At 71.1% G+C, this 24035-nt stretch carries 21 protein-coding genes; 13 read left to right on the top strand and 8 right to left on the bottom strand.

What is annotated here, in order from left to right:
* The first annotated feature begins 115 nt into the window (after positions 1 to 115).
* Positions 116 to 2500 (top strand): PQQ-binding-like beta-propeller repeat protein, encoded by a 2385-nt coding sequence (locus OG623_RS14185; protein WP_406146765.1) that lies wholly within the window; start codon positions 116 to 118, stop codon positions 2498 to 2500.
* An 8-nt stretch (positions 2501 to 2508) separates the two neighbouring features.
* Here OG623_RS14185 and OG623_RS14180 read toward each other — a convergent pair whose 3' ends face one another.
* Positions 2509 to 3225, bottom strand: a complete 717-nt coding sequence (locus tag OG623_RS14180) for a hypothetical protein (protein WP_406146764.1) — start codon at positions 3223 to 3225, stop codon at positions 2509 to 2511.
* A 214-nt stretch (positions 3226 to 3439) separates the two neighbouring features.
* Between OG623_RS14180 and OG623_RS14175 the strand changes: the two genes are divergently transcribed.
* Positions 3440 to 3982, top strand: a complete 543-nt coding sequence (locus OG623_RS14175; protein WP_406146762.1) for a hypothetical protein — start codon at positions 3440 to 3442, stop codon at positions 3980 to 3982.
* A gap of 145 nt (positions 3983 to 4127) precedes the next feature.
* On the opposite strand, the gene OG623_RS14170 is transcribed toward OG623_RS14175, so the two are convergent.
* The 4 genes from OG623_RS14170 to OG623_RS14155 all read right to left on the bottom strand — a co-directional run bounded on the left by OG623_RS14170 (position 4128) and on the right by OG623_RS14155 (position 8880).
* On the bottom strand, positions 4128 to 4301 hold the full coding sequence (locus OG623_RS14170) for a hypothetical protein (protein ID WP_406146761.1): 174 nt from the start codon (positions 4299 to 4301) through the stop codon (positions 4128 to 4130).
* Between the two features lie 208 nt (positions 4302 to 4509).
* Entirely contained in the window at positions 4510 to 7479 is a 2970-nt protein-coding gene (locus OG623_RS14165) for an AfsR/SARP family transcriptional regulator (RefSeq protein WP_406146759.1), read from the bottom strand.
* 178 nt (positions 7480 to 7657) lie between these two features.
* The gene (locus OG623_RS14160) at positions 7658 to 8482 is read right to left on the bottom strand and encodes a MerR family transcriptional regulator (protein WP_406146758.1); all 825 of its coding nucleotides are present in this window, start codon (positions 8480 to 8482) and stop codon (positions 7658 to 7660) included.
* A gap of 194 nt (positions 8483 to 8676) precedes the next feature.
* Positions 8677 to 8880 carry a cold-shock protein gene (locus tag OG623_RS14155; protein ID WP_003967102.1) on the bottom strand — a complete coding sequence of 68 codons (204 nt, stop codon included), beginning with the start codon at positions 8878 to 8880 and terminating at the stop codon, positions 8677 to 8679.
* A 285-nt stretch (positions 8881 to 9165) separates the two neighbouring features.
* Here OG623_RS14155 and OG623_RS14150 point away from each other — a divergent pair, with 285 nt between their 5' ends.
* From OG623_RS14150 to OG623_RS14135, 4 genes are all read left to right on the top strand, one after another.
* Positions 9166 to 10044: a menaquinone biosynthetic enzyme MqnA/MqnD family protein gene (locus OG623_RS14150; RefSeq protein ID WP_406146756.1), complete on the top strand. Its 879-nt coding sequence runs from the start codon at positions 9166 to 9168 to the stop codon at positions 10042 to 10044.
* 395 nt (positions 10045 to 10439) lie between these two features.
* Positions 10440 to 12104 carry a serine/threonine-protein kinase gene (locus tag OG623_RS14145; protein WP_406146755.1) on the top strand — a complete coding sequence of 555 codons (1665 nt, stop codon included), beginning with the start codon at positions 10440 to 10442 and terminating at the stop codon, positions 12102 to 12104.
* A gap of 72 nt (positions 12105 to 12176) precedes the next feature.
* Positions 12177 to 13376, top strand: a complete 1200-nt coding sequence (mqnC, locus tag OG623_RS14140; protein ID WP_362895193.1) for a cyclic dehypoxanthinyl futalosine synthase — start codon at positions 12177 to 12179, stop codon at positions 13374 to 13376.
* 7 nt (positions 13377 to 13383) lie between these two features.
* Positions 13384 to 14031, top strand: coding sequence for an imidazolonepropionase-like domain-containing protein (locus OG623_RS14135; protein WP_406146753.1), 648 nt, complete (start codon positions 13384 to 13386; stop codon positions 14029 to 14031).
* A 40-nt stretch (positions 14032 to 14071) separates the two neighbouring features.
* Here OG623_RS14135 and OG623_RS14130 read toward each other — a convergent pair whose 3' ends face one another.
* A complete protein-coding gene (locus OG623_RS14130) occupies positions 14072 to 14842 on the bottom strand; it encodes a DUF3152 domain-containing protein (RefSeq protein ID WP_406146752.1) in 771 nt (256 codons plus the stop codon).
* Positions 14843 to 15241: 399 nt separating this feature from the next.
* On the opposite strand from OG623_RS14130, the gene OG623_RS14125 reads away from it, so the two are divergent.
* On the top strand, positions 15242 to 15934 hold the full coding sequence (locus OG623_RS14125; protein WP_406146751.1) for a demethylmenaquinone methyltransferase: 693 nt from the start codon (positions 15242 to 15244) through the stop codon (positions 15932 to 15934).
* Between the two features lie 45 nt (positions 15935 to 15979).
* On the opposite strand, the gene OG623_RS14120 is transcribed toward OG623_RS14125, so the two are convergent.
* Positions 15980 to 16498: a GNAT family N-acetyltransferase gene (locus OG623_RS14120; protein ID WP_406146749.1), complete on the bottom strand. Its 519-nt coding sequence runs from the start codon at positions 16496 to 16498 to the stop codon at positions 15980 to 15982.
* Positions 16499 to 16594: 96 nt separating this feature from the next.
* Between OG623_RS14120 and OG623_RS14115 the strand changes: the two genes are divergently transcribed.
* Both OG623_RS14115 and mptB read left to right on the top strand, forming a co-directional pair.
* Positions 16595 to 17878, top strand: coding sequence for a geranylgeranyl reductase family protein (locus tag OG623_RS14115; protein WP_406146748.1), 1284 nt, complete (start codon positions 16595 to 16597; stop codon positions 17876 to 17878).
* Between the two features lie 55 nt (positions 17879 to 17933).
* Entirely contained in the window at positions 17934 to 19415 is a 1482-nt protein-coding gene (mptB, locus tag OG623_RS14110) for a polyprenol phosphomannose-dependent alpha 1,6 mannosyltransferase MptB (RefSeq protein WP_406146746.1), read from the top strand.
* 55 nt (positions 19416 to 19470) lie between these two features.
* Here mptB and OG623_RS14105 read toward each other — a convergent pair whose 3' ends face one another.
* On the bottom strand, positions 19471 to 20286 hold the full coding sequence (locus OG623_RS14105) for a C40 family peptidase (RefSeq protein ID WP_406146744.1): 816 nt from the start codon (positions 20284 to 20286) through the stop codon (positions 19471 to 19473).
* Between the two features lie 777 nt (positions 20287 to 21063).
* Between OG623_RS14105 and OG623_RS14100 the strand changes: the two genes are divergently transcribed.
* The 4 genes from OG623_RS14100 to OG623_RS14085 are packed head-to-tail and all read left to right on the top strand — an operon-like array spanning position 21064 to position 24031.
* Entirely contained in the window at positions 21064 to 21423 is a 360-nt protein-coding gene (locus OG623_RS14100; RefSeq protein WP_003992243.1) for an NADH-quinone oxidoreductase subunit A, read from the top strand.
* Positions 21424 to 21441: 18 nt separating this feature from the next.
* Positions 21442 to 21996, top strand: a complete 555-nt coding sequence (locus OG623_RS14095) for a NuoB/complex I 20 kDa subunit family protein (RefSeq protein ID WP_406146742.1) — start codon at positions 21442 to 21444, stop codon at positions 21994 to 21996.
* Positions 21993 to 22709: an NADH-quinone oxidoreductase subunit C gene (locus OG623_RS14090; RefSeq protein ID WP_406146741.1), complete on the top strand. Its 717-nt coding sequence runs from the start codon at positions 21993 to 21995 to the stop codon at positions 22707 to 22709. Before OG623_RS14095 ends, OG623_RS14090 begins: the two co-directional genes overlap by 4 nt.
* Positions 22709 to 24031: an NADH-quinone oxidoreductase subunit D gene (locus OG623_RS14085; protein WP_406146739.1), complete on the top strand. Its 1323-nt coding sequence runs from the start codon at positions 22709 to 22711 to the stop codon at positions 24029 to 24031. Before OG623_RS14090 ends, OG623_RS14085 begins: the two co-directional genes overlap by 1 nt.
* Positions 24032 to 24035: the final 4 nt, after the last annotated feature.

Genomic DNA, 24035 nt, shown 5'->3' with positions numbered 1-24035 from the left:
AGCCAGGAAGAATCAGGGTGCGCACCGCCAAGTGGTGCCCAGTGGTGAGACGCTGCACAGGGCGGGATTTCGCGGGCTTCTGTTCCTGAGGTCCGTACGGGGAGGTGGCAGGCAAGTGGAGCAGCTGACGCAGCATGACCCGAGGCGGATCGGCCCGTTCGAGGTGCTGGGACGGCTCGGGGCCGGCGGCATGGGGCTGGTCTATCTGGCGCGGTCGGCGTCGGGCCGACGGGTGGCGATCAAGACGGTCCGTACGGAACTGGCCGAGGACCAGCTGTTCCGGGTCCGCTTCACACGTGAGGTGGAGGCCGCACGCGCGGTCAGCGGTTTCTACACCGCCGCCGTGGTCGACGCCGACCCGAGGGCCGCGGTCCCCTGGCTGGCCACCGCCTATGTCCCCGCCCCCTCCCTCGAGGAGATAGTGAACGAGTGCGGGCCGATGCCGACCCAGGCCGTGCGCTGGCTGGCCGCCGGGATCGCCGAGGCCCTGCAGTCGATCCACGGGGCGGGTCTCGTCCACCGGGACCTGAAGCCGTCCAATGTGCTCGTGGTCGAGGACGGGCCGCGGGTCATCGACTTCGGTATCGCGTCCGGCGTCTCCAACACCCGGCTGACCATGACGAACGTCGCGGTGGGCACCCCCGCGTACATGTCTCCCGAGCAGGCACGCGACTCGCGCAGTGTGACCGGGGCCAGCGATGTGTTCTCGCTCGGCTCGACCCTCGTCTTCGCGGCGACGGGGCACGCGCCCTTCCACGGGGCGAACCCCGTGGAGACCGTGTTCATGCTGCTGCGGGACGGTCCCGACACCGAAGGGCTGCCCGACGACCTGCGTCCGCTCATCGAGTCCTGTATGCAGATGGACGCTTCCCTGCGGCCCAGCCCGGCGGATCTGCAGTCCCAGCTGGCCCCGCATCTGTTCGCCTCCGGAGGCGACGACAGCGGCACGGCGTCGGCCTGGCTGCCGACCGTCGCGACCGCGATGATCGAGCAGCGTCGCGGGGGTGGCCGCGCGGTCGCCGTCGCACCGCCTGTGGCCGTGCCCCCGCCCCCGACGCAGCCGCCGCCGGGCCCCGACCTCGCCGGACTCGGGCGCGGCAACGGCCTGCCGTCAACGGCACCCACCGTGGCGCCGCCGACCGGCCCCGCGCCCGACGGCGGCCCCGTGCGGCTGGCCGGCGCCCAGGTGCCGATCGGCCCGGGGCCGCGCCCCGTTGACGTACGGGGCCCCGCCGCCGCGCACCCCGACCCGGCGACCGGCTGGGTGCGCCCGCCCGGCGGGCAGTCCGCGGCCGCGCCGGTGGCTCCGGTGCCCGCCCCGGGGCAGGCACCGGACGCGGAGCCCGCCGCGCCCGACCGCTGGCGGCCGTGGCGTTTCCGTATGTCGAACGACGTGTGGGGCACGCCCGTCGTGGTGGGCGACCTGCTGTACGTCACCTCCTTCGAGGTCCACGCCCTGGACGTGGGCAACGGGCGACGCCAGTTCAAGACCCGCGACGTGGCCTGGTCGATGGCCGTCGACGGCGGCCGGATCCACGCCTCGGACGGCCCGTCCCTGTACGCGCTGGACGCGGCCACCGGAAGCGAGTGCTGGCGGCTCCGTAGCGACGCCTGGGTGTACGCCCTCAAGGCCGACCGGGGCACCGTCGTGACCGGGACGCGGGGCGGCGGCGTACAGGCGTGGGAGGCGTCGAACGGCGAGAAGCTGTGGGAGACCAGCGGCGTCCAGACGGACTTCGAGACGCCGGAGGCCGGCCCCGTCATACACGAGGGCACGGTGTACCTGTGGCAGGACGCCCGGCTGCGGGCCGTCGACGCGCGCACCGGCGCCGAGCGCTGGTCCTACCCCATCGGCGACGCCGCCTCCTGCGGCGGGGTCCCGGTCCGGGTCACGCCCGCGCCCGACGGCTTCGTGTACATCGTGGCGGGCACCCGGGTGCTGGCCGTGGACACCGGATCGGGGCGGGTGCGCTGGCACTTCGAGTCACCGGCCGTCTTCCTGTCCCCGGCCGCCTTCGCGCCCGGCCCCGCGGTCACGGGCGGCGGGGTGTACCTCGCCGACTACCTGGGCACCGTGTACGCCCTGGACGCCGCGACGGGCAAGGACCGGTGGCGAATCGCGACGGAGGCCAGGCACTCCATGGAGCCCGTGCTGGTCACGGCGGGCAATGTGCACGTCGGCAGCGGCAGTGCGCTGTACACGCTGGACGCGGTGACCGGGACGCCGAAGTGGCGCTTCGCCGCGGGCGGCGAGGTCGTCGGCGCACCGGTGGTCGCGGACGGCCGGGTCCACTTCGGCTCGGCGGACCATGTCCTCTACACCCTGGACGCGGCGGGCGGCCAGCTCCGCTGGAAGCTGGCCACGGGCGGCGAGATCACCGGCTCCCCGGTGGCGCAGGCGGGTGTGGTGTACGCGTGCAGCAAGGACCGCTGTGTGTACGCCCTGGACGCGCTGAAGGGCACGGGGACGGGAACGGGCAACAGAGCGGCCCGCGCCTGAGACGCCGCTCAGGGGTGCGGCGGGTGGTACCGGTCCTGGCCCTGTGTCCCGTCCTGCTCCTCCGGGTAGGCGTTCGGGTCCCGCACGACGGGGTACTGGGCGGTGTCCGCGGTGTCCGCGGCGCCGGGGGCGCCCTCGGTGTCGCGGGGCGCCCGGTGCCGGCCGGGCCCGGTGTACGGATCGGCCTCGGGCTCCGGCCCCGGGGACGTCTGCGAGGCGGGACCGGGTTCCTGGGTCGGCGGCCAGGTGTCGGGGCGGTCGTCGGGCGGCACGGGATAGGGCTCGGCGGCAGGCCGCTGCCTCTGCTGTGCGCCCCGGCGCCCGGACATCAGCAGCGCGCCCAGCAGGAGCAGGACACCGCCCGCCAGTGCCTGCGCCACGCCCCACCGCAGCCCGGCCCCGTCCCCGCCGACCGTCAGGCTTCCGGCCTCCTGCCCCTGCCGCACCATCCACAGCACGGTGAAGCCGAGGACGACCAGCCCGGCGACGGCGACCACCCAGCGGGAGCGGAGCAGGACGCCCACGAGGGTGACCAGGGCGGCGAACAGCATCGGCAGCAGGACCGAGCCCAGGACGGACGACGAGACCCCGGTGATGCCGTCGAAGAGGTCCTGGATGCGGTAGTCCCGCCCGAGGCGGTCCTCGTACCAGCTGTGGAAGGGGCTCTGCACGGCCGCCGCCGCTCCCAGGAGGGCGACGACGGAACCGAGGACATTGCGGATCATCAACAGCCTCCCGGGCCTTGGCGCACACAGGTGCGCACCGCTTCCCCGCATCGACGCTACGCCCGGCCCCCGTTCCCTGCCATCGGGGACCATGACGAGACTGTGACAGGGGCATGACCTGACCTTGGGTGATCAACCGGGATGCTGTGCGTGACAGCGCCGCGCGACCGTGCGACGGCCAAGGGATCCGACTCACAGCAGGGGGACTGCATCGATGGTGCGGCGACAGATGAGGTTCGCGGCGGTACTGGTCGTGGTGGTGCTCGCACTCACCGGATTCTCCACGTCCAGCCACGGCGGCAAGAGCGGTAAGAGCCGCAGTGGCAAGAGCAGCAGCAGCTCGGGGGGCGGCTGCTCCAACTCCAAGAAGAGCAACGGCAGCTACCACCACCACGACTACGACGACGATGACGACTACGGCAGCACGACCGGCGGGTCGACGTACGAGTCCGCCACCCCGGCGGCGAACGCGTCGGACGCGCCGGCCGTGCGTGTCATCCGCTGCGCCCAGCCGAAGAAGGGCAAGCGCAGGGCGATGACGTCCTCGTCGGTGGAGATCCGCTCGACGGCGGCGCAGTCGGAGACGTACGAGGTGGACGTGAAGTTCGTCGACGCCAAGGGGCTGACCGTGGACACGGGTGACGCGGACGTCGAGGTCGGCGCGGGCGAGACGAAGGTCCTCACGGTCGCCATGGACAGCCCGCGCTCGGTCTCCCGGGTGAAGGGCTGCCGGGTCACGGCGGATGTGGGCTACTGACTCGACGGGGGCTCGGCAGCCCGGAAGACCGCGACCACGAGCAGGGCCCGAGCCGACCGGCTCGGGCCCTGCTCGGTGCGGATGTCCTGCGGCCGCGACGGCTCCCCCTCCGCGCCGCCGCGGCCGCTCCCCGTGCGGGACAGGTCTAGTTGGCAGGCTCGCTCGTGGCGTGCGCGTCATCGGTGGTGGCCTCGTCGCCGGTCGCGTGCGCGTCCGTCGGCTTGAGCGGCGAACCGGTGGCGTGGGCGTCCTGGGTGGTGATCTCCTCGCCGGTCGCGTGCGCGTCCGTCGGCTTGAGGATGTCGCTCTTGTCGGCCATGAAGTTCAACTCCTGAAAAAATATGGGGACTGCGGATGGAGAGCCCGCCCGGCGGTTCCCCCGTGGATCTCCGGGCGGGTCTCCCAGGGCCGATCACCCTAACGGTGAGGCCACTCGCCAATCCGTCTGCCCCCCGACGCGACGGATCGATGAGTAGAGAGTGCCGTCAGGCGATAAACGATTGATGAACGCCTGTCGGAAGCGCGGGTCAGGATGCTGTGGCGACCGGGGCCGGGGTCAGAAGCTCACGCACGGAGGCGGCCTCGGGTGAGCCGAGGTCGTCGAAGATCGAGAGAGCCTCGTTCCAGCAGACCTGGGCGCGGTCGGTCTGGCCGATACCCGCGAGCCCACGGCCCAACGTGGTGAGCACGTTGGCGCGTCGCCATTCACCACCGATGCCGCGCAGGATCGCCAGCGCCTGCTCGGCGTGTGACGCGGCGTGGGCGGGCTGTCGGATGGTGAGGTGCAGCTCGGCCAGCCGGAACAGCGTCATTCCGTGCCAGAGCTGCTGCCGGCTGTCGCGGAATATCGACATGGCTTCGGTGAGCACCTCCTGGGCGGAGACGGTCCGCCCGGTTCCGGTGAGCGCCAGCCCCAGGGCGTACTTGCCGTTGGCGAGGCGCAGGGCAAGGCCCGAGGTGTCCGCCTCGTAGATGCTGACGCCCTGCTGGGCGAGGTCCACGGCGCTCGTCGTCCTCCCGGTGGCCAGATGGACACGGGAGAGGTTGCAGAGGGCGGACGCCTCACCGGGCTTGTTGCCGTCGGCGCGGAAGGCGGCCAGCGCCTCGCGCAGGTGGTCCTCGGCGTCGGAGTGCCGGTTCTCGTACAGGGCGATGATGCCCCGCTGATTCGGGACCTGCCCGAGGGAGACGGGGTCATCGGCCAGCCGCCCGAGCTCCAGCGCGCGCAGGGCCTCGGTCTCGGCCTCGGCGAACCGTCCGGAGACGCTGAGGGCATGCGTCAGCATCGTCCGGGCCCGGCCTTCGGCCTGTGCGTCGCCCGCCGTCCGGGCCGCGTCGCTTACCGCCTTGGCCGCGGTCGCGAACTGATGGGAGTTGGCCCCGGATTCCCCCAGGTCCACCATCGCCATGAGCAGATCGGCGGCGCGCCGTGGCATGCCGGACCCGGCCGACTGGGTCGCGCAGGCCAACAGCCCGCTGGACTGCGAGAAGAGCCAGTCCAGCGCGGTCTCCCGGACCTGGAAGGTGAGCCCCGGGTATGCGGTGGGCGCGAAGTGGTCGAGCACCCGCTCACCCGGCCGCTCCAGCGCGTACACCCCCGCCGCCGTCGCCAGGTAGAAGTCCAGCAGTCGCGAGAGCGCCAGTTCCCGTTCCACCGGGGGCTGTTCGTCGCGTTCCGCGCATGCACGCGCGTAGAGGCGCACCAGGTCGTGATAGCGGTAGCGGCCCGGGGCGGCGGACTCCAGGAGGCTGGTGTCGACCAGGGTCTCCAGGAGGTCCTCCGCCGTGTGGAGGTCCAGGTTCAGGACGGCTGCCGCCGCGGCGAGTGAGATGTCGGGGCCGTCCGCGAGGCCCAGCAGCCGGAAGGCGCGGGCCTGGGCGGGCTCCAGCTGGCCGTAGCCGAGCTCGAAGGTGGCCTTCACCGCGAGGTCGCCGGCCTGTAGTTCGTCGAGGCGGCGGCGTCCGTCGGCGAGCTTCTCGGCCAGCACGGAGACTGTCCAGGTGCGGCGGGCGGCCAGCCGGGAGGCGGCGATACGGATGGCCAGTGGCAGGAAGCCGCACGCGGCGACCACGTCCAGGGCCGCCTGGCGCTCCGAGCGGACGCGTTCGTCGCCGACGATGCGGGTGAAGAGCTGGAGGGCCTCCTCGGGGGACATCACGTCCAGGTCCACGAGGTGCACGCCGGCCAGGTCGACCATGCGGACACGGCTGGTGACCAGCGCCGCGCAGCCCTCGGTGCCGGGGAGCAGGGGCCGTATCTGGGCCGCGTCATGGGCGTTGTCGAGCAGGACCAGGATGCGGCGGCCGTCCAGTGTGGAGCGGTAGAGCGCGGCCCGCTCGTCCAGGGTGTCGGGGATGGCGGAGTCGGCCGTGCCCAGCGCGCGCAGGAACGCGCCGAGTACGGTCTCGGGTTCGGCGGCCCGCGCGCCGGCGCCCTGGAGGTCGACGTACAGCTGGCCGTCAGGGAAGTGCGGGCGAGCCTGGTGGGCGACGTGCACGGCGAGGGTCGTCTTGCCGACGCCGCCGATGCCGGCGAGCGCGGAGACGGCCATCACGGAGCCCTCGGCGGCGCCGAGCCGGTCACTCAGCTCGCGTACGAAGGAGGCGCGGCCCGTGAAGTCCGGGACGGTGGCCGGGAGCTGGGCCGGGCGGACCGGCGCGGGGGCGGGGGCAGGTTCGTCGGCCGGGCGGGCCAGCTCCTCGTCGGCCTGAAGGATCCGCTGCTGGAGTTGGGCGAGCTCGGGGCGCGGGTCGACGCCGAGCTCCTCGGCGAGCAGCCGGCGGGTGTCGGCGTACACCGCGAGCGCCTCGGCCTGCCGGCCGCTGCGGTACAGGGCGACCATCAGCAGCTCGCGCAGCCGCTCGCGCAGGGGGTGCGCCGCGGTGAGCGCGGTCAGTTCGGAGACGGCCTCCGCGTGGGAGCCGACCTCCAGGTCCAGGTCGAGACGGGTCTCGGTGAGCTGGAGGCGCCACTCCTCCAGGCTCGTACGCCGGTTCTCCGCGTACGGGCCGGGGAGGGAGGCGAGCGCCTCGCCGTCCCAGAGGCCGAGCAGCTTGTTGATCAGGGCGCGGGCCTGCGCACGGTCGCCGCCGCGGACCTTCTCGGCCTCGGCGGCCAGATCCTGGGCGAGCGTCAGGTCGAGGGTCTCGCGCGGGATCCGGACCGCGTAGCCCCCTGACTCGCTGACCAGGGTGTCCTGGCCGAGGATCTTGCGGAGCCGTGACGCGTACGTCCGTACGGTGGCCAGGGCCTGGGACGGGGGGTCTTCGCCCCAGAGGGCGTCGATGAGCTCGCCTGCGGTGGCCGTGCGGCCGTCCCGCAGGAGCAGGGCGGCCAGCAGGGCCCGTTGCTGCGGGGACCCGGACGGCAGGAGCTCGCTCCCGCGCCACGCGCGTACCGGGCCGAGCACGGTGAAGCGCAGTGCGGTGCCGGCGGCCCGTTCCCGTGCGGCGCGCTGCTCCGGAACGCGCATGCCGGGTCCGTTGTCGCGGTCCATGATGCCCCCTGTCCTGCCTGCCCCGCCGGTCCTGCTGATACCGCTCCGCTCAGAGCAGTTGGTGTCGCCGTCAACAGTCTGCCTTGTTATGCGCGGGCTCGTCAGTATCGGGTGGTGCTCTGCACAGGCCCTCGACATGAGCCGGGGGGCGAGGGCCTGTACGGAGCGTGACGTCAGGTCAGCCGAGGAGCGGCAGCTGGAGTTCGGTGACCCACTTCGCACGGTCGTCGGGGCACTCCAGGGAGACCTCCCTGGCGTAGCCGGCGGGGCGTCGTCCGTGGTCGTCGAGCCAGCGGGCCAGGATCTGCTCGGTCGCCAGGACATGGTCCATGGAGCCCCGGTGCACGATGGTGGCCGCCTCGAAGGCGGGCAGTTCGACGGCGGTGAAACCGGTGTCGCCGAGGGGCCCGGCGGGGGCCTCGACGGTGACCCCGGCGTGAACGGTGACCGCGTCGTCGCCGGCCGGGTCGTCCTCGTACCGGGCGACGCAGGGCCCCGACGGGCTGACGCCCGCGGCGGCCAGCAGGGTGAACAGTCGCTCGTACAGCGGGCCGATGACCGGGGTGATGTCCTGCGGCTGGTAGCTCCCGGCCGTCGCGGTCAGCTCGGCGATCCGTACCGCGGGCACCGTCTTGACGATCACGTCGTTCTCGGGCATGTGTCCCTCGCTCTCGATGGACCGGAGCCTCGCCTCGACCTGGGCCAGCCTGGCCGCCGCCGCGGCCATCGTGGCCTCCAGCTCGGCGCGGCGCAGCCGCAGCATCCCGCGCAGCTCGTCCGCGTCCACCCGCTCGTCGAGTACGGCCCGCACCTGCTGGAGCGTGAAGCCGAGGTCCTTGAGCGCGATGACGCGGTTGAGGCGCGCCAACTGGGCGGCGCCGTAGTAGCGGTAGCCGGTGTCGGGGTCGGTGCGGTCCGGGCGCAGCAGGCCGATGGCGTCGTAGTGGCGCAGCATCCGGGCCGACACCCGTCCGTGGCGGGCGAAGTCTCCGATGGTGAACATGACGACTCCCACTGCAACGGTTCACACGGGGGGAAGGTCAAGAAGGGACGTGAGGACGAGAGGGCTGAGGCCCTCCGCAGGCGAGGCCGAGGCCTTCCACGAGGAAAAGGCAGGAGCCCCGTTCCTCCGCCGAAGCGGGGGAGCGGGGCTCCTTGGGTACTGCTCACTCGGCCGCGATCGGCCGACCCGGGCAACTAGGCCGGGGTGACGTTCTCAGCCTGCGGACCCTTGGGTCCCTGAGTGACGTCGAAGTTCACGACCTGGTTCTCCTCGAGGGAGCGGAACCCGGACGCGTTGATCGCGGAGTAGTGGACGAAGACATCCGGGCCGCCGCCGTCCTGGGCGATGAAGCCGAAGCCCTTTTCAGCGTTGAACCACTTGACGGTTCCGGTAGCCATAAGCCCTCCTTGGGCCAAAGGGTTGCCCTGCTCCAGAACCTGCAAACAAGTCTGAAAACTACAAAAGCCTGCGGGTTACATGCTCCGCAGGCTCTGTACTGCAAGGGAAACCAAACTGCAACTTGCGGCGAGCCTAGCACGCACTCTGTGGAGAGCGGTAGAGGGAAAGATCACTTCACCCGGATGTTTGATTGAGCCGTCGGAGAGCTGACGGACAAGGCCCCCGCGGGCGACTCCGGGCGACCCGATGATGCCGGTCGGGGGAGAGAGGTCTAGCCTCGCGATGTGGACAATTCAACCGTCTCTCCCGCAGAAGGCGACGACCGTCGCAGCAGGCCGCGCGTCGGCCACATCCAGTTCCTGAACTGCCTCCCCCTCTACTGGGGTCTGGCACGGACCGGGACCCTGCTCGATCTAGAGCTCTCGAAGGACACCCCGGAAAGACTCAGCGAGCAGCTGGTCAGGGGGGACCTCGACATCGGCCCCGTCACGCTGGTCGAGTTCCTCCGCAACGCCGATGACCTGGTCGCTCTCCCCGACATCGCCGTCGGCTGCGACGGCCCCGTCATGTCGTGCGTGATCGTGTCCCAGCTCCCCCTGGAGCAGCTGGACGGGGCCCGGGTGGCCCTCGGCTCGACCTCGCGCACCTCCGTACGGCTGGCCCAGCTGCTGCTGGCCGAGCGTTACGGCGTCGCCCCCGACTACTACACCTGCCCGCCGGACCTCGGCCTGATGATGCAGGAGGCCGACGCGGCCGTCCTCATCGGTGACGCCGCGCTGCGCGCCAACCTCCACGACGCCCCCAGGCTGGGCCTGAAGGTCCATGACCTGGGACAGATGTGGAAGGACTGGACGGGGCTGCCGTTCGTCTTCGCCGTCTGGGCGGCCCGCAAGGACTACCTGGCCTCGCACCCCGAGTACGTCGAGAAGGTGCACGAGGCGTTCCTGGCCTCCCGGGACCTCTCGCTGGAGGAGGTCACCAAGGTCGCGGAGCAGGCGGCGCGCTGGGAGTCCTTCGACGCCGAGGTGCTGGAGCGCTACTTCACCACGCTGGACTTCCGCTTCGGCCCGGACCAGCTGGCGGGCGTGCGTGAGTTCGCCCGGCGGACCGGCCCGACGTCCGGCTTCCCGGCGGATGTGAACGTCGAACTCCTCGGCGGCTGACACCGTGGGCGTACGGGAATGGCGCGGCGGACGAGAGGAATGCCGCCCGCCTTCCCGTACCTTCCCGCGCCTTCCTTCACCGGCCGCCCTTTACCCCCTGATGCGTGACTCCGGCATTCCGTTCCCTTGAATGGGGGTGAATGTCCGGAGTTCCGTCGCGGGGTGACTCCTCATGGACGCTCGGGCGAATAGGGGATGGCTCGGGGAACCCCTTCCGGTTTCCCTCCGGTGAACCCTGATCGGTGCGGACGAACGACGTATTCACGCCTTTCGGTGTGGCGAAATCCCTGCTTCGTGCCCATAGGGGCGAAATCGGCGTAAGGGGTCTCCGTGACCGTGCGACGCGGTCCGCCTAGGCTGCCGTCCGAGTCCCGGGGATCTCAGGGGGAGACCGTATGCAGCCGCTGGAAGCCGGCGAACCGCGCACCATCGGCGCCTACCGGCTGCTCGGCAGGCTCGGCGCCGGCGGCATGGGCCGCGTCTATCTGGGCCGCAGCGCCGGCGGCCGTACCGTCGCGGTCAAGGTGGTGCACCCGCACTTCGCCCTGGACGAGCAGTTCCGCGCGCGTTTCCGGCGTGAGGTGGAGGCCGCTCGGCGCCTGGGCGCGCGGTGGACGGCCCCGGTCCTGGACGCCGACCCCGACGCGGCGGTGCCGTGGGTGGCGACCGGTTATGTGGCGGGGCCGCCGCTCTCGGACGCGGTCACCCGGCACGGCCCGCTGCCCGAGTACGCCGTACGGACCCTGGGGGCAGGGCTCGGCGAGGCGCTCGACGCCGTACACGCGCACGGCCTGATCCACCGGGACGTGAAGCCGTCCAACGTCCTGCTGGCACTGGAGGGCCCACGGCTGATCGACTTCGGTATCGCCCGTGCCCTGGGCGCCACCGTCTCCCTCACCTCCACCGGGGTCTCCGTCGGCTCGCCCGGCTACATGGCGCCGGAGCAGATCCGCGGCGAGGACATCTCGGGCGCGGCCGATGTCTTCTCGCTCGGCGGGGTCCTCGCCTACGCGGCGACCGGCGCCGCGCCCTTCCTCGGCGACTCGTCGGCCGTACTGCTCTACAAGGTGGTGCACGAGGAACCAGAACTCGGCGACCTGGACGGCGAACTCCGGGAGCTGGTGGCCGCGTGCCTGGCCAAGGACCCAGCCCTCCGGCCCGCCCCCGCCGAGCTCGCCCGGGGGCTCGCGCCCGGCGGCGCCGCGTCCCTGGTCGCGCCGGGCTGGCTGCCGGGCCCGCTGGTGCGGGAGGTCAGCAGCTCGGCGGTGGCCCTGCTGGACCTGGAGCCGCAGGACGCGCCCGTGCAGTCGGGGCCCGTGCCGTTCAGCAGCGCTTCCCTGGGCAACGCGGCGCTCGGCACCTTCGGACCGCCGCTGCCCCCGATGCCGCCGGGGCCGCCGGCGGCCGCGGACACCCCGGGGGACCGGGGCTCCGGGGCCCGTGTCGCCGTCACCCTGGACACCGGCCCGCAGCCCGGCGCGCGCCGGGGGAGACGGATCAGCTGCACCGTCGCGCTGGCCGTCGCCGGGGCGCTCGCCGTGGTGACCCTGGGCGCCGCGACGATGGGGGACCTCTTCAGGAGCGACGACGACAGCCACGGCAGCGACGCGGCGAAGCCCCCGGCGGCGAGCGGCTCGGGCACCCCGACGGACTCCGCCTCGGAAGCCCCCGCCGCCTCCGCGCCGGTGAGCGCGCTGCCCGAGGAGTTCGCCGGCACCTGGAAGGGGCCGGCGACCGAGCGCAGCGGGCTGCCGCACGGCACGGTCACCGCCGTGTTCACCGAGGGGGCGAAGGGCGACGACGTGGTCCGGCTGACCCATCGGCTCGATGTGCTGGGCACGAGCGTCGTCTGCAAGGGCATCGGCAAGCTCACCTCCGGCACGGCGAAGGAGGTGAAGATCCGGGAGCGCACCGACCCGGACCACACCGACGACTCCCTGTGCACCGGAGGCGACGCCGACCTCGTCTTCACGCTCACATCGGCCGGCACGCTCCGCTACCAGTCCCACGAGGAGGCGGCGGGCAACCCGAAGGGCACGCTCAGCCGGTCCGGCGACTGACCCCGGCAGGGGCTGGCGTAGGCTGGATCGGTCCGTAGAACCGTTGAAAAACCGCCGAAAGGTGACAGCCCGGTGACCGAGAAGGCCGACCTTCAGCCCATCCTCGACCGCGCAGCCGAAGGCGGCCGGATCACTCCGGAAGAGGCCGTCGACCTGTACCGGTCGGCACCGCTGCACGCGCTCGGTTCCGCCGCGGACGCCGTGCGCCGCCGCCGCTACGCCGGTACGGAGCACATCGCGACGTACATCATCGAACGCAACATCAACTACACCAACGTCTGCGTCACGGCCTGCAAGTTCTGCGCGTTCTACGCGCCGCCCAAGGACACCGCCAAGGGCTGGTCCCGCGACCTCGACGACATCCTGCGGCGCTGCGCGGAGACCGTCGAGCTGGGCGGTACCCAGATCATGTTCCAGGGCGGACACCACCCGGACTACGGCGTCGAGTACTACGAGGAGCACTTCTCCGCCATCAAGAAGGCGTTCCCGCAGCTGGTCATCCACTCGCTCGGTGCCTCCGAGATCGAGCACATGGCCCGCATCTCGGGCGTCTCCGCGAAGGAGGCCGTCCAGCGGATCCACGCCGCCGGGCTCGACTCCTTCGCCGGCGCGGGCGCCGAACTCCTGCCCGCCAGGCCGCGTACGGCGATCGCCCCGCTCAAGGAGTCGGGCGAGCGCTGGCTGGAGATCATGGAGATCGCACACGGCCTCGGCGTCGAGTCCACCTCCACCATGCTGATGGGCACCGGCGAGACCAACGCCGAGCGCATCGAGCACCTGCGGATGATCCGCGACGTCCAGGACCGCACGGGCGGCTTCCGCGCCTTCATCCCGTACACCTACCAGCCGGAGAACAACAAGCTGAAGGGGCAGACGCAGGCCACGCTCTTCGAGTACCTGCGGATGATCGCCATCGCCCGGCTCTTCCTCGACAACGTCGCCCACATCCAGGGCTCCTGGCTGACCACGGGCAAGGAGGTCGGCCAGCTGTCCCTGCACTACGGCGCGGACGACCTCGGCTCGATCATGCTGGAGGAGAACGTCGTCTCGTCGGCCGGCGCCAAGCACCGCTCGAACCGGCTGGAGATCATCGACCTGATCCGCAAGGCGGGCCGCGTCCCCGCCCAGCGCGCCACGACCTACGAGCACCTGGTGGTGCACGACGACCCGGCGAACGACCCGGTCGACGAGCGCGTCGTCTCGCACATCTCCTCCACGGCGATCAGCGGCGGCACCGCGCACCCGGAGCTGAAGCTCCTGGACGCCAACTGAGCCGCCCGTGCTGACCGTTCACGCCGCGCCGCTGGTCCTGCCGGTCGGCGCGGCGGCCGTCGCCGGGGGCGCGGTCGCGGTGGAGGGCGACCGGATCGTGGCCATCGGACCGTACGACGGGGTGACGGCCGCACACCCCACGGCCCGGGTCCGGCGGTGGCCGGGCGTCCTCACGCCGGGCCTGCGTCAGTGGGACGGCGTCGCCCTGCTGACCCGCTGCTACCACCCCGACCCGCGCGAGGCGGACGAGCTCGGCGAACAGCCGCTCACCGGGGCGGACTTCGAGGCCCTGGCCGGGCGGATGGACGAGCCGCGCCGGGCCGGCAGCGTACGCCGGGGGTTGCAGCGGATGCTGCGGCACGGGACCACTCATGTCGCGGGTCCGTTCGACGACCACGCCGTACGCACCGCCGTGGCCCGCTCGGGTCTCACGGCCGTCGCCGGGGCTCCCGGCGGGCCGCCCGGGGAGCCGGACCTCGATCCGTTCGCCCGTGGCGGCGGCCTGCCGGGCTCCGTGCACGCCCCGCTCACCGTCGGCGGGCGCGCCGATCTCGCGGTCTTCGACGCCCCCGACGAGGCGGCGCTGGTCGCGGCGGGCGCCGGGACCTGCGTCGCCACGGTGCTCGGCGGACGGCTGGTCCACCGGAGACGGTGAGGCCCTTGGGCGAAGGTGAGCCCTTGAGCGGGGCGGTGGCCTACGGCACCGAAGGGCCGCCCAGATAGTGGCCGTTCCGGTCGTAGGGCCAGGCGTTGGACGTACAGCCTTCGAGGCCCTTGATCTGCTGCATCATCGCGGGGGCCGGCTTTCCCTTGCCGGGGCAGGTCTCGTGACCGTGCCCGAGCCAGTGGCCCACCTCGTGATTGATGATCAGGGCGCGGTAGCCGGTCGCAGGACCGTCGAAGGTCGGCGAACCCAGCTGCCAGCGGTCCAGGTTGACCATGACGTTCTTCCCGCCGCGGCAGTTCACCTCGCCCCCGGTGTCCAGCCCGTAGTCCCCGCAGAGCTTGTCGGTGGTCTTCGCCGTCCCTATCCGGACCACCAGACCCGCGGAATCGTCCGCGACCTGGCGGAAACTGGCCCCTCCGGTGCTCCAGCCCCGTGGGTCGGAGAGTATCTCCGCCACGTCGTCGGCGGCGCTGTCCGGGTCCACGCCGATGCCGTCCTCCACCTCGACGCGGTAGCGGTATTTGCCGCCGCCACCGGACGAGACACCCTTGCGCGCCACGGTGAAGGTGCCGGGACCCGACTTCGGCACGGAGGCCGGATCGACGGACTCATCGGCCTCCGGTGAGGCCGTGGGGGACTTCGACGCCTTCGGGCTCCTGGACGCCTTCGGCGAGGCGGACACCTCCGGAGTGGGCGTCGCCGGGGCCGAACCGGCCCTGGACGCCTCCCGGCCGGCCGCGGCTGCGTCCTCGTCCTGCCACGGGGCGTCGAGGTAGAGGAACGCGGCGGCTGCGGTCACCGCGACCACCGCCCCCGCGAGGCCCGCCCGCCGTCTCCGTGTCCGTCTTCGCCGGGCCAAGCGCTTGCGCGACCGCGCGCGCGAGGGACCGCCGCCCGATGAGGGACCCCCGGCCGCCCGGCGTGAACCGGTGGCGCTGCGTATTCGATCTGTGCCGTCTCTGTGCATTTCCGACGATCATCCGTGGTTTCGGTGTGGACGTCCAGGACGGATCGTTCACCCGCCCCACACGCTGTCTTGTGCACAACCTCCGTTCCCCTCACGGGAAGAGACGTGGATCCGGCCGGTGCTGTTCCCTGATCCGATGACGAGGATGTCCCCGTCCGCTCCGGCGGACCGCGGCGCGCCCCGCCGCACGCCGCCGCCGGGGGCCGGGGACCGGGCTGCTTGAATGGGAGGGTGACCCGAGCCTCCCTGGACAAGCAGCCGCACGAAGTCGCCTCGATGTTCGACGACGTGGCGGCGAACTACGACCTCACCAACGACGTGCTGTCGCTCGGACAGGCGCGGCTCTGGCGCAAGGAGGTCGCCCGCGCCGTCGACGCCCGCCCCGCGCAGAAGATCCTCGACCTGGCGGCGGGCACGGCCACCTCGTCGCAGCCGTTCGCCAGGACCGGCGCCTACGTGGTGCCCTGCGACTTCTCGATCGGGATGCTCCAGGTCGGCAAGGCGCGCCACCCCTGGATGCCGTTCACCGCGGGCGACGGCACCAGGCTGCCCTTCAAGGACGAGACCTTCGACGCGGTCACGATCTCCTTCGGGCTGCGCAACATCCAGGACACCCGCGCCGCGCTGAGCGAGCTGTACCGGGTCACCAAGCGGGGCGGACGCGTGGTGATCTGCGAGTTCTCCCAGCCGACGTGGACGCCCTTCAGGACCGTCTACACCGAGTACCTGATGCGCGCACTGCCCCCGGTGGCGCGTGCCGTGTCGTCGAACCCCGACGCCTACGTCTACCTGGCCGAGTCGATCCGCGCCTGGCCCGACCAGGCCGGCCTGGCCACGCTGCTGCGTGAGGCCGGCTGGTCGAAGGTGGCCTGGCGCAACCTCACCGGCGGCGTGGTGGCACTCCACCGAGGCGTGCGCGACTGAGAGCCCCCGCGGGGGCCCGGAGCTCGGACCGGGGGCGGCGGGGCCTCAGAGCTCAAGACGGAAGCAGTACGCCTCCTGCTTCGACACCGGGGACGTGTACGTCTCGGCCTGCCGCATACCGAGCCGTACGGCCACCGCCACCGAGCGGGCGTTGCGTACGTTGATCATCGCCACGACCTCCCGCACCCCGAGGTCCCGTATCCGCTCCAGCGTGGTCCGCGCGGCGGCGGTCGCGTAACCGTGCCCCCAGGAGGCCCGGCCCAGCCGCCAGCCGAGCTCGATCTCGCCCACCGGGCCGAACGAGGCGTGCGGCCACGGCTGGGCGCCCGTGAAGCCGAGCACCTCATCCGCGTCGTCCAGCACCGTCCACAGACAGTGGCCGAGTTCCGCGTCGTGGCGGCGCTGGCGTGCGGTCAACTCCTCGTACACGGAGTACTCCGCCGGGCGGCCGCCGTGGAATTCCATCACCTCCGGGTCGTCGAACACCCGGTACCAGGCCAGGGCGTCCTCGTCGGTCGGGACGCGCAGATGTACGGAGGGAGTCGGGTCAGGCACACGCGGCATCGGGGAGCCCTTCGGGAGTCGATCAGCAGGCACCCATAGACTGCACGCGACATGTGCCGCGCGGCACGCGATTTCGAGTCTTCGGGAGATCCGACCGTGACCGAGCCCCTCTCCGAACAGAGCGCGGACGTGATCGTCGTCGGAGCGGGTCCAGCCGGCTCCACGACCGCGTACTACCTCGCCAAGGCCGGACTCGACGTCCTTCTCCTGGAGAAGACGGCCTTTCCCCGTGAGAAGGTCTGCGGCGACGGGCTCACCCCGCGCGCCACCAAGCAGCTCGTCTCCATGGGCATCGACATCTCCGAAGAGGCCGGCTGGCTCCGCAACAAGGGCCTGCGCATCATCGGCGGGGGCGTCCGCCTCCAGCTCGACTGGCCGGACCTCGCCTCGTACCCGGACTACGGCCTCGTCCGCAAGCGCGACGACTTCGACGAGCAGCTGGCCCGCCAGGCCCAGAAGGCGGGCGCCCGGCTGTACGAGCGCTGCAACGTGGGCGAGCCGATCAAGGACGAGCGCACCGGACGCATCACCGGTGTCCACGCCAAGCTCGGCGAGGAGAAGACCCCGGTCACCTTCCACGCCCCGCTCGTCGTCGCCGCCGACGGCAACTCCACCCGGCTCTCCCTCAACATGGGCCTGCACCGCCGTGAGGACCGCCCGATGGGCGTCGCGGTCCGTACGTACTTCACCTCGCCCCGCCACGACGACGACTACCTGGAGTCCTGGCTGGAGCTGTGGGACCGCCGCGGCACCGAGGACCGTCTGCTGCCCGGCTACGGCTGGATCTTCGGCATGGGCGACGGCACGTCCAACGTAGGCCTCGGCATCCTCAACTCCTCGGCCGCCTTCAAGGAGCTCGACTGGCGCGAGGTGCTCAAGGCATGGTGCGCCTCCATGCCGGAGGACTGGGGCTACACCCCGGAGAACATGACGATGCCGATCCGCGGCGCCGCGCTCCCGATGGCCTTCAACCGCCAGCCGCACTACACCAAGGGCCTGCTGCTCGTCGGCGACGCGGGCGGGCTCGTCAACCCGTTCAACGGCGAAGGCATCGCGTACGCCATGGAGTCGGGCCGGATCGCCGCGGACGTCATCGTCCAGGCGCACGCCCGCGCCACCCCCGCCCAGCGCGAACTGGCCCTCCAGCACTACCCGAAGGTCCTCAAGGAGACCTACGGCGGTTACTACACGCTGGGCCGCGCCTTCGTGAAGATGATCGGGAACCCGAAGGTCATGAAGGTCGCGACGCAGCGCGGTCTGACCCACCCCGTCCTGATGAAGTTCACGCTGAAGATGCTCGCCAACCTCACCGACCCGACGGGCGGCGACGCCATGGACCGCATCATCAACGGCCTCTCGAAGGTCGCCCCGAAGGCCTGAGCGGTCCGCCCCGGCCCCCGCCCCCCGCGGTACGCCCCTGCGGTAGGTTCGGCCCATGGGGGCTACAGGGGCATGGACCACCCGCCGCTGCCGATGGCTGGGCGCGGCCGGATCAGGGGCCGTCGCGTCGGGCGGCTGGGCCGTCGGGACGCTGCCGGCCCGCGATCCCTGGGGGCTCTGGGTGCCCCACGGGACGGCGGTGAACGTCGCGGGGTACGCCCTGGCGTACGCCGGTCTGACGGTGCTCGTCGTCGCCTGGTGGCTGCACGGCAGGGCCGGAGCGCCCGTACGCGCCACCCTGGTCACTCTCGCCTGGTGGACGGCTCCGCTGGTTCTGGCGCCGCCGCTGTACAGCGCCGACGTCTACAGCTACATCGCGCAGGGGACGATGGTCCTCGAAGGGCACGACGTCTACAGCGCGGGGCCGTCCGTCCTCGATCCCGGCGGACAGGGCGGCGATGCCGCGGCGAGCGTCGGGCGGCACTGGACCGATACTCCCGCACCGTACGGGCCGTTCTTCCTCGTCCTCGCGCGCTGCGTGGCCTGGGCGACGGGCGGCACGCTGGTGCCCGCAGTGCTGGGGATGCGTCTGATCGCCCTCGGTGGGCTGGTGCTGCTCGTGTGGGCCCTGCGGGGGCTCGCCCGGGAGCACGGCCGCGGCGAGAGCGCGGCGCTGTGGCTGGGTGCGCTGAATCCGCTGCTGCTCATCCATGTGGTCGGCGGCATCCACAACGACGGGCTGATGATCGGCCTGATGCTGGCCGGTGTGCTCCTCGCCCTGCGCGGGAGATGGATCGCCGGGTCGGCGCTCGTCGGGCTCGCCGTGATGGTGAAGTCGCCCGCGGCGGTGGCGCTGCTGTTCATCGGTGTCGTGGTGGGCCGGGCGGCGCGCGGTCCTGCCGTACGGCGGGTGGCGAAGGGGCTGCTGGCGCCCGGCCTGGTCGCCGGGGCGGTCGCCGTCGGCATGACGCTCATGAGCGGCACCGGCTTCGGCTGGGCCGGGACCCAGGGAGTCGCCGGGCGCATCCACACCGCGCTGTCCCTCAGCAGCGACCTCGGCCTGGGCCTGGGTGAGCTCCTGCGGCTGCTGGCCGGGACCGACCCCGAGCCGGTCAAGTCCGCCGTGCAGAACCTCGGTCTGCTGGTCGCCCTGGTGCTGATCGCCCGCTTCGCGTGGCAGGCGACGACCGGGCGTACGGAACCGGCGCACGCCCTGGGGCTCGCGCTGCTGGCCCTGGTCGTGCTCTCGCCGATGGTGCAGCCGTGGTATCTGCTGTGGCCGACGGCGGTGCTCGCCGCCACCGCGGGCGGCGGCCGGGCACCGGTCGCCGTGACGGTGCTGTCGGCGGCGCTCGTCTACGAGACCCAGCCGTCCGGGTCGACCCCCGCTTACGGCTTCGTGCTGGCCGCTCTCGCGTGCGCGGCGGGCGTGCTGCTCCTGCGCCGGGAGCGCGGGGGAGAGGGTCAGGCGGAGGTGCCGGGCCAGCGCCGGCCGGCGGAACCCGTCGTGGGGCCGGACGCGCGCACGGCACGATGACGGGTCGTCATCGTGCCGTGCGGAGTGCGCGGTGCCGGGCTGTGGAGCTTGTGAATCAGAGAACGCGGACGGCGCCCGACGGCGGGTCGTAGTCCAGGGACTTCTGTACGACGCCGGTGCTGGAGTTCTGCGCACCGACGAACTGGCCGTCGCCCACGTAGATCCCCACGTGGTACGCGCTGCCGGCGCCGCCCCAGTACAGGATGTCGCCGGGCTGGAGGTTGTCGAGCGAGACCTGGGTCCCGGCCGTGGACTGGCTCTGCGACACACGCGGAAGCTCGACGCCCACTGTGCGGAAGGCGGCCTGGACAAGACCGGAGCAGTCCCACGAGTTCGGGCCTGTGCCACCGGAGACGTACGCGTCGCCGACGTGCGACTGCGCGAAGGCGATGACGGACGCGGCGGACCCGGTGGCGTTGGACGACACGGGTGCGGAGGTGGTGGAGGATTCGGTGGAGGCGCTGAGCGTGGTGCGCTCGGCGGTGCGCGAGGCACGCTCGGCGGCCTCCGCCTTTGCCTTGGCGGCTGCTTCGGCCTTCTTCTTGGCCTCTGCCTTGCGGACCGCCTCGGCCTTGGCCTTCTTGGCGGTCTTGGCCGCGGTGGCTGCCTCGGCGTCCTCGTGGGCCTGCGTCTCGAGGTCGAGAGCGACCGCCTGGGTCGCCTGCGCGGACGCGGCGACGGAAGTGGAGAGCCCGGCCGTGATGGTGGGCATTTCGACGGTCCGGGTCACGGGCTCGGCCTGAGCGGGGCCCGCGGCACCCGCGACCGCGATGGTGCTGAGGACGCCACCGGCAACTCCTGCCCGCAGCGCCGTCTTCGAGGCGCTTTGGCGGGGCTTCCGGTGGCTGGGTATGTGAGCGGTGTGGGACATGGGTACTAGCGCTATCAGGGCCTCAGGGGTCCCTTCAAGAAACGTGTGTTGCGACACAGTTACGTTCGGAATCTATGAATCCGCTTATTAGCGGCCTTTATTGACGCCCTAACGGGCAAAACGGGCACCCTTGAACACGGCTGTGATCACGGCATTCTTGCAATACGTCCGAATTGCCCGTCGCTTACCATCCGTTCACACGGTTGGCCAAGCCCGCTTGTCTTGAAGTGGGCGTGGAGTGGCGCAGGTCACAGCATGACTCTCCCGTGAGGGGCAACCGCGCGGCCGTGCGTCGCGTGCGGGGCGAGGCCGGCCGCCGGTGTGCCGGCCCGCACCCTCCCGGCGTCCGGAAGTTCGTGAATGCGTGCGCATTGTCCACATCGGTACCTCCGAGCCCCTCGTCCGGGTGTCCGTCACCCATGGTCGCGCCCTATATCACCGCTGCGGTGTCCATCGCCAATTTGCTTGTAAGGGCTGTCCATTGATAGAGCCACGCGCCTTTGACCAGCGGTAACGCCGCAAGATGTCACGTCTCGTAGCCGGACGGCCGCTTCGCGTACGAAGATCACCGCTCATCCGACTTCATGATCGTTCGTCAGGTGGTGGAGATCACAAAGACGTTGGTGTACCCCGTGTCGCAGATCACAGGACGGCGGGCATAGGATGCGGGGCAGTCGGGCTTGTGAACTGCCTCACATGAAAGCGATCTTGGTGAGGTGGCGAGCCGGTCGCCCGATGCGGTCCAACGGTCAAGGACGACTGGAAGGAGCGAGGAGCGTGAATGCCTACGCGCCCATCCTCGTGCTCGGCGCCCTCGGGGCAGGGTTTGCGATCTTCTCCGTGGTCATGGCCACGCTTATCGGCCCGAAGCGGTACAACCGAGCAAAGCTCGAAGCGTACGAGTGCGGTATCGAACCCACCCCCACGCCAGCCGGAGGCGGCCGTTTCCCCATCAAGTACTACCTGACGGCGATGCTGTTCATCGTCTTCGACATCGAGATCGTCTTCCTCTATCCCTGGGCGGTCACCTTCGACGCCCTGGGGATCTTCGGGCTCGTGGAGATGCTGCTCTTCGTGCTCACCGTCTTCGTCGCCTACGCGTATGTGTGGCGTCGGGGCGGCCTGGAATGGGACTGAGGGGCTGAGGGGCACACCATGGGACTCGAAGAGAAGCTGCCGAGCGGCTTTGTGCTGACCACTGTCGAGCAGGCCGCCGGCTGGGTACGGAAGTCATCCGTCTTCCCGGCCACCTTCGGCCTCGCCTGCTGCGCCATCGAGATGATGACGACCGGCGCCGGGCGGTACGACCTGGCCCGTTTCGGGATGGAGGTCTTCCGCGGATCGCCGCGGCAGGCGGATCTGATGATCGTCGCCGGGCGGGTCAGTCAGAAGATGGCGCCCGTCCTGAGGCAGGTCTACGACCAGATGCCGAGCCCCAAGTGGGTGATCTCCATGGGGGTTTGCGCATCATCAGGTGGAATGTTCAATAATTACGCCATTGTTCAGGGTGTTGACCATATTGTCCCGGTCGACATCTATCTGCCGGGATGCCCACCGCGCCCCGAGATGCTGATCGACGCCATCCTCAAGCTCCACCAGAAGATCCAGGGCACCAAGCTCGGGGTCAACGCGGAGGAGGCCGCCCGCGAGGCGGAGGAGGCGGCGCTCAACGCACTTCCCCTGATCGAGATGAAGGGGCTGCTGCGATGAGCGACGAGCAGAACGGCAACGACGGCCGGGCGCCCGCCCCGCGCGACGACTCCGGTGAGGTCATCCGCGTACGCAAGGGCATGTTCGGCGCCAACAACGGCGGCGACACCTCCGGCTACGGCGGACTCGTCCGCACGGTGACGCGGCCCGGGGCCACCTCCCGGCCGTACGGCGGCTGGTTCGACGAGGTGGCGGACGAGCTGGAAGGCGCCCTGGAGGAACAGGACCTGCTCCCGGACAGCGCCATCGAGAAGACGGTCGTCGACCGGGACGAACTCACCTTCTTCATCGCGCGCGAGCACCTGGTCCAGGTCGCCCGCACCCTGCGCGACGACCCGGCCCTGCGCTTCGAACTCTGTACGGGCGTCAGCGGAGTCCACTACCTGGAGGACAAGGGACGCGAGCTGCACGCGGTCTACCACCTGCGCTCGCTCACCCACGGGCGGCTGATCCGTCTTGAGGTGTCCGCCCCGGACAGCGACCCGCACATCCCGTCCCTCGTCGAGGTCTACCCGACCAACGACTGGCACGAGCGCGAGACCTACGACTTCTTCGGGCTGATCTTCGACGGGCACCCCGCCCTGACCCGGATCATGATGCCGGACGACTGGCAGGGCTTCCCGCAGCGCAAGGACTACCCGCTCGGCGGCATCTCCGTCGAGTACAAGGGCGCCCAGATCCCGGCTCCGGACCAGCGGAGGTCGTACAGCTGATGACCACTCCCCGAGCAACACCCCGCACCACGACCGAGGGGACTGTATATACAGTCACCGGCGGCGACTGGGACGAGGTCGTCGAGTCCGCAGCCAAGTCGGACGACGAGCGCATCATCGTGAACATGGGTCCCCAGCACCCGTCCACCCACGGCGTGCTGCGGCTGATCCTGGAGATCGACGGCGAGACCGTCACCGAGGCCCGCTGCGGCATCGGCTACCTCCACACCGGCATCGAGAAGAACCTCGAATTCCGCAACTGGACGCAGGGCACCACCTTCGTCACCCGCATGGACTACCTGACCCCGTTCTTCAACGAGGCGGCGTACTGCCTCGGGGTCGAGAAGCTCCTCGGTATCGAGGACCAGATCCCGGACCGTGCCACGGTCCTGCGTGTGCTCCTGATGGAGCTCAACCGGCTCTCCTCGCACTTGGTGTGCATCGCCACCGGCGGCATGGAACTCGGCGCCACGACGATCATGATCTACGGCTTCCGCGATCGTGAACTCGTTCTCGATCTCTTCGAGCTGATCACCGGACTGCGGATGAACCACGCGTTCATCCGGCCCGGCGGGCTCGCCCAGGACCTGCCCGTGGGTGCGATCGACCGGCTCCGCGAATTCATCAAGACCATGAAGAAGAACCTGCCGGAGTACGACAAGCTCGCGACCGGCAACCCCATCTTCAAGGCCCGTATGCAGGACGTCGGCTATCTCGACCTGGCCGGCTGCATGGCGCTCGGCGCCACAGGGCCGGTCCTCAGGTCCGCCGGACTCCCGCACGACCTGCGCAAGTCCGATCCGTACTGCGGCTACGAGACCTACGACTTCGAGGTCCCCACCGCGGACAGCTGCGACTCCTACGGCCGCTTCCTCATCCGTCTGGAGGAGATGCGCCAGTCGCTCAGGATCATCGAGCAGTGCCTGGAGCGGCTCGAGCCGGGCCCGGTCATGGTCGCCGACAAGAAGATCGCCTGGCCCGCGCAGCTCGCGCTCGGGCCCGACGGACTCGGCAACTCCCTCGACCACATCAAGAACATCATGGGCACCTCCATGGAGGCCCTGATCCACCACTTCAAGCTGGTGACCGAGGGCTTCAGGGTCCCGGCCGGACAGACGTACACGGCCATAGAGTCCCCCAAGGGCGAACTCGGCGTGCACGTCGTATCGGACGGCGGCACGCGCCCGTTCCGGGTCCACTTCCGCGACCCGTCCTTCACCAATCTGCAGGCCATGGCGGCGATGTGCGAGGGCGGCCAGGTCGCCGACGTCATCGTCGCCGTCGCGTCCATCGACCCCGTGATGGGAGGCGTCGACCGGTGACCGC

Origin of the sequence: Streptomyces sp. NBC_01012 (assembly GCF_045162755.1) — a bacterium.
Lineage (GTDB): Bacteria > Actinomycetota > Actinomycetes > Streptomycetales > Streptomycetaceae > Streptomyces.
Note: the sequence above shows the minus strand (reverse complement) of the source record. Positions and strands in the feature narration are given on the sequence as shown.

What these genes read in the sequence shown, in the direction of transcription:
- OG623_RS14180 (WP_406146764.1), bottom strand. Translation starts at nt 3,225, where the DNA reads ATGATCCGCAATGTCCTCGGTTCCGTCGTCGCCCTCCTGGGAGCGGCG.
- OG623_RS14175 (WP_406146762.1), top strand. Translation starts at nt 3,440, where the DNA reads ATGGTGCGGCGACAGATGAGGTTCGCGGCGGTACTGGTCGTGGTGGTG.
- OG623_RS14170 (WP_406146761.1), bottom strand. Translation starts at nt 4,301, where the DNA reads ATGGCCGACAAGAGCGACATCCTCAAGCCGACGGACGCGCACGCGACC.
- OG623_RS14165 (WP_406146759.1), bottom strand. Translation starts at nt 7,479, where the DNA reads ATGGACCGCGACAACGGACCCGGCATGCGCGTTCCGGAGCAGCGCGCC.
- OG623_RS14160 (WP_406146758.1), bottom strand. Translation starts at nt 8,482, where the DNA reads ATGTTCACCATCGGAGACTTCGCCCGCCACGGACGGGTGTCGGCCCGG.
- OG623_RS14155 (WP_003967102.1), bottom strand. Translation starts at nt 8,880, where the DNA reads ATGGCTACCGGAACCGTCAAGTGGTTCAACGCTGAAAAGGGCTTCGGC.
- OG623_RS14145 (WP_406146755.1), top strand. Translation starts at nt 10,440, where the DNA reads ATGCAGCCGCTGGAAGCCGGCGAACCGCGCACCATCGGCGCCTACCGG.
- OG623_RS14120 (WP_406146749.1), bottom strand. Translation starts at nt 16,498, where the DNA reads ATGCCGCGTGTGCCTGACCCGACTCCCTCCGTACATCTGCGCGTCCCG.
- mptB (WP_406146746.1), top strand. Translation starts at nt 17,934, where the DNA reads ATGGGGGCTACAGGGGCATGGACCACCCGCCGCTGCCGATGGCTGGGC.
- OG623_RS14105 (WP_406146744.1), bottom strand. Translation starts at nt 20,286, where the DNA reads ATGTCCCACACCGCTCACATACCCAGCCACCGGAAGCCCCGCCAAAGC.
- OG623_RS14095 (WP_406146742.1), top strand. Translation starts at nt 21,442, where the DNA reads ATGGGACTCGAAGAGAAGCTGCCGAGCGGCTTTGTGCTGACCACTGTC.
- OG623_RS14090 (WP_406146741.1), top strand. Translation starts at nt 21,993, where the DNA reads ATGAGCGACGAGCAGAACGGCAACGACGGCCGGGCGCCCGCCCCGCGC.
- OG623_RS14085 (WP_406146739.1), top strand. Translation starts at nt 22,709, where the DNA reads ATGACCACTCCCCGAGCAACACCCCGCACCACGACCGAGGGGACTGTA.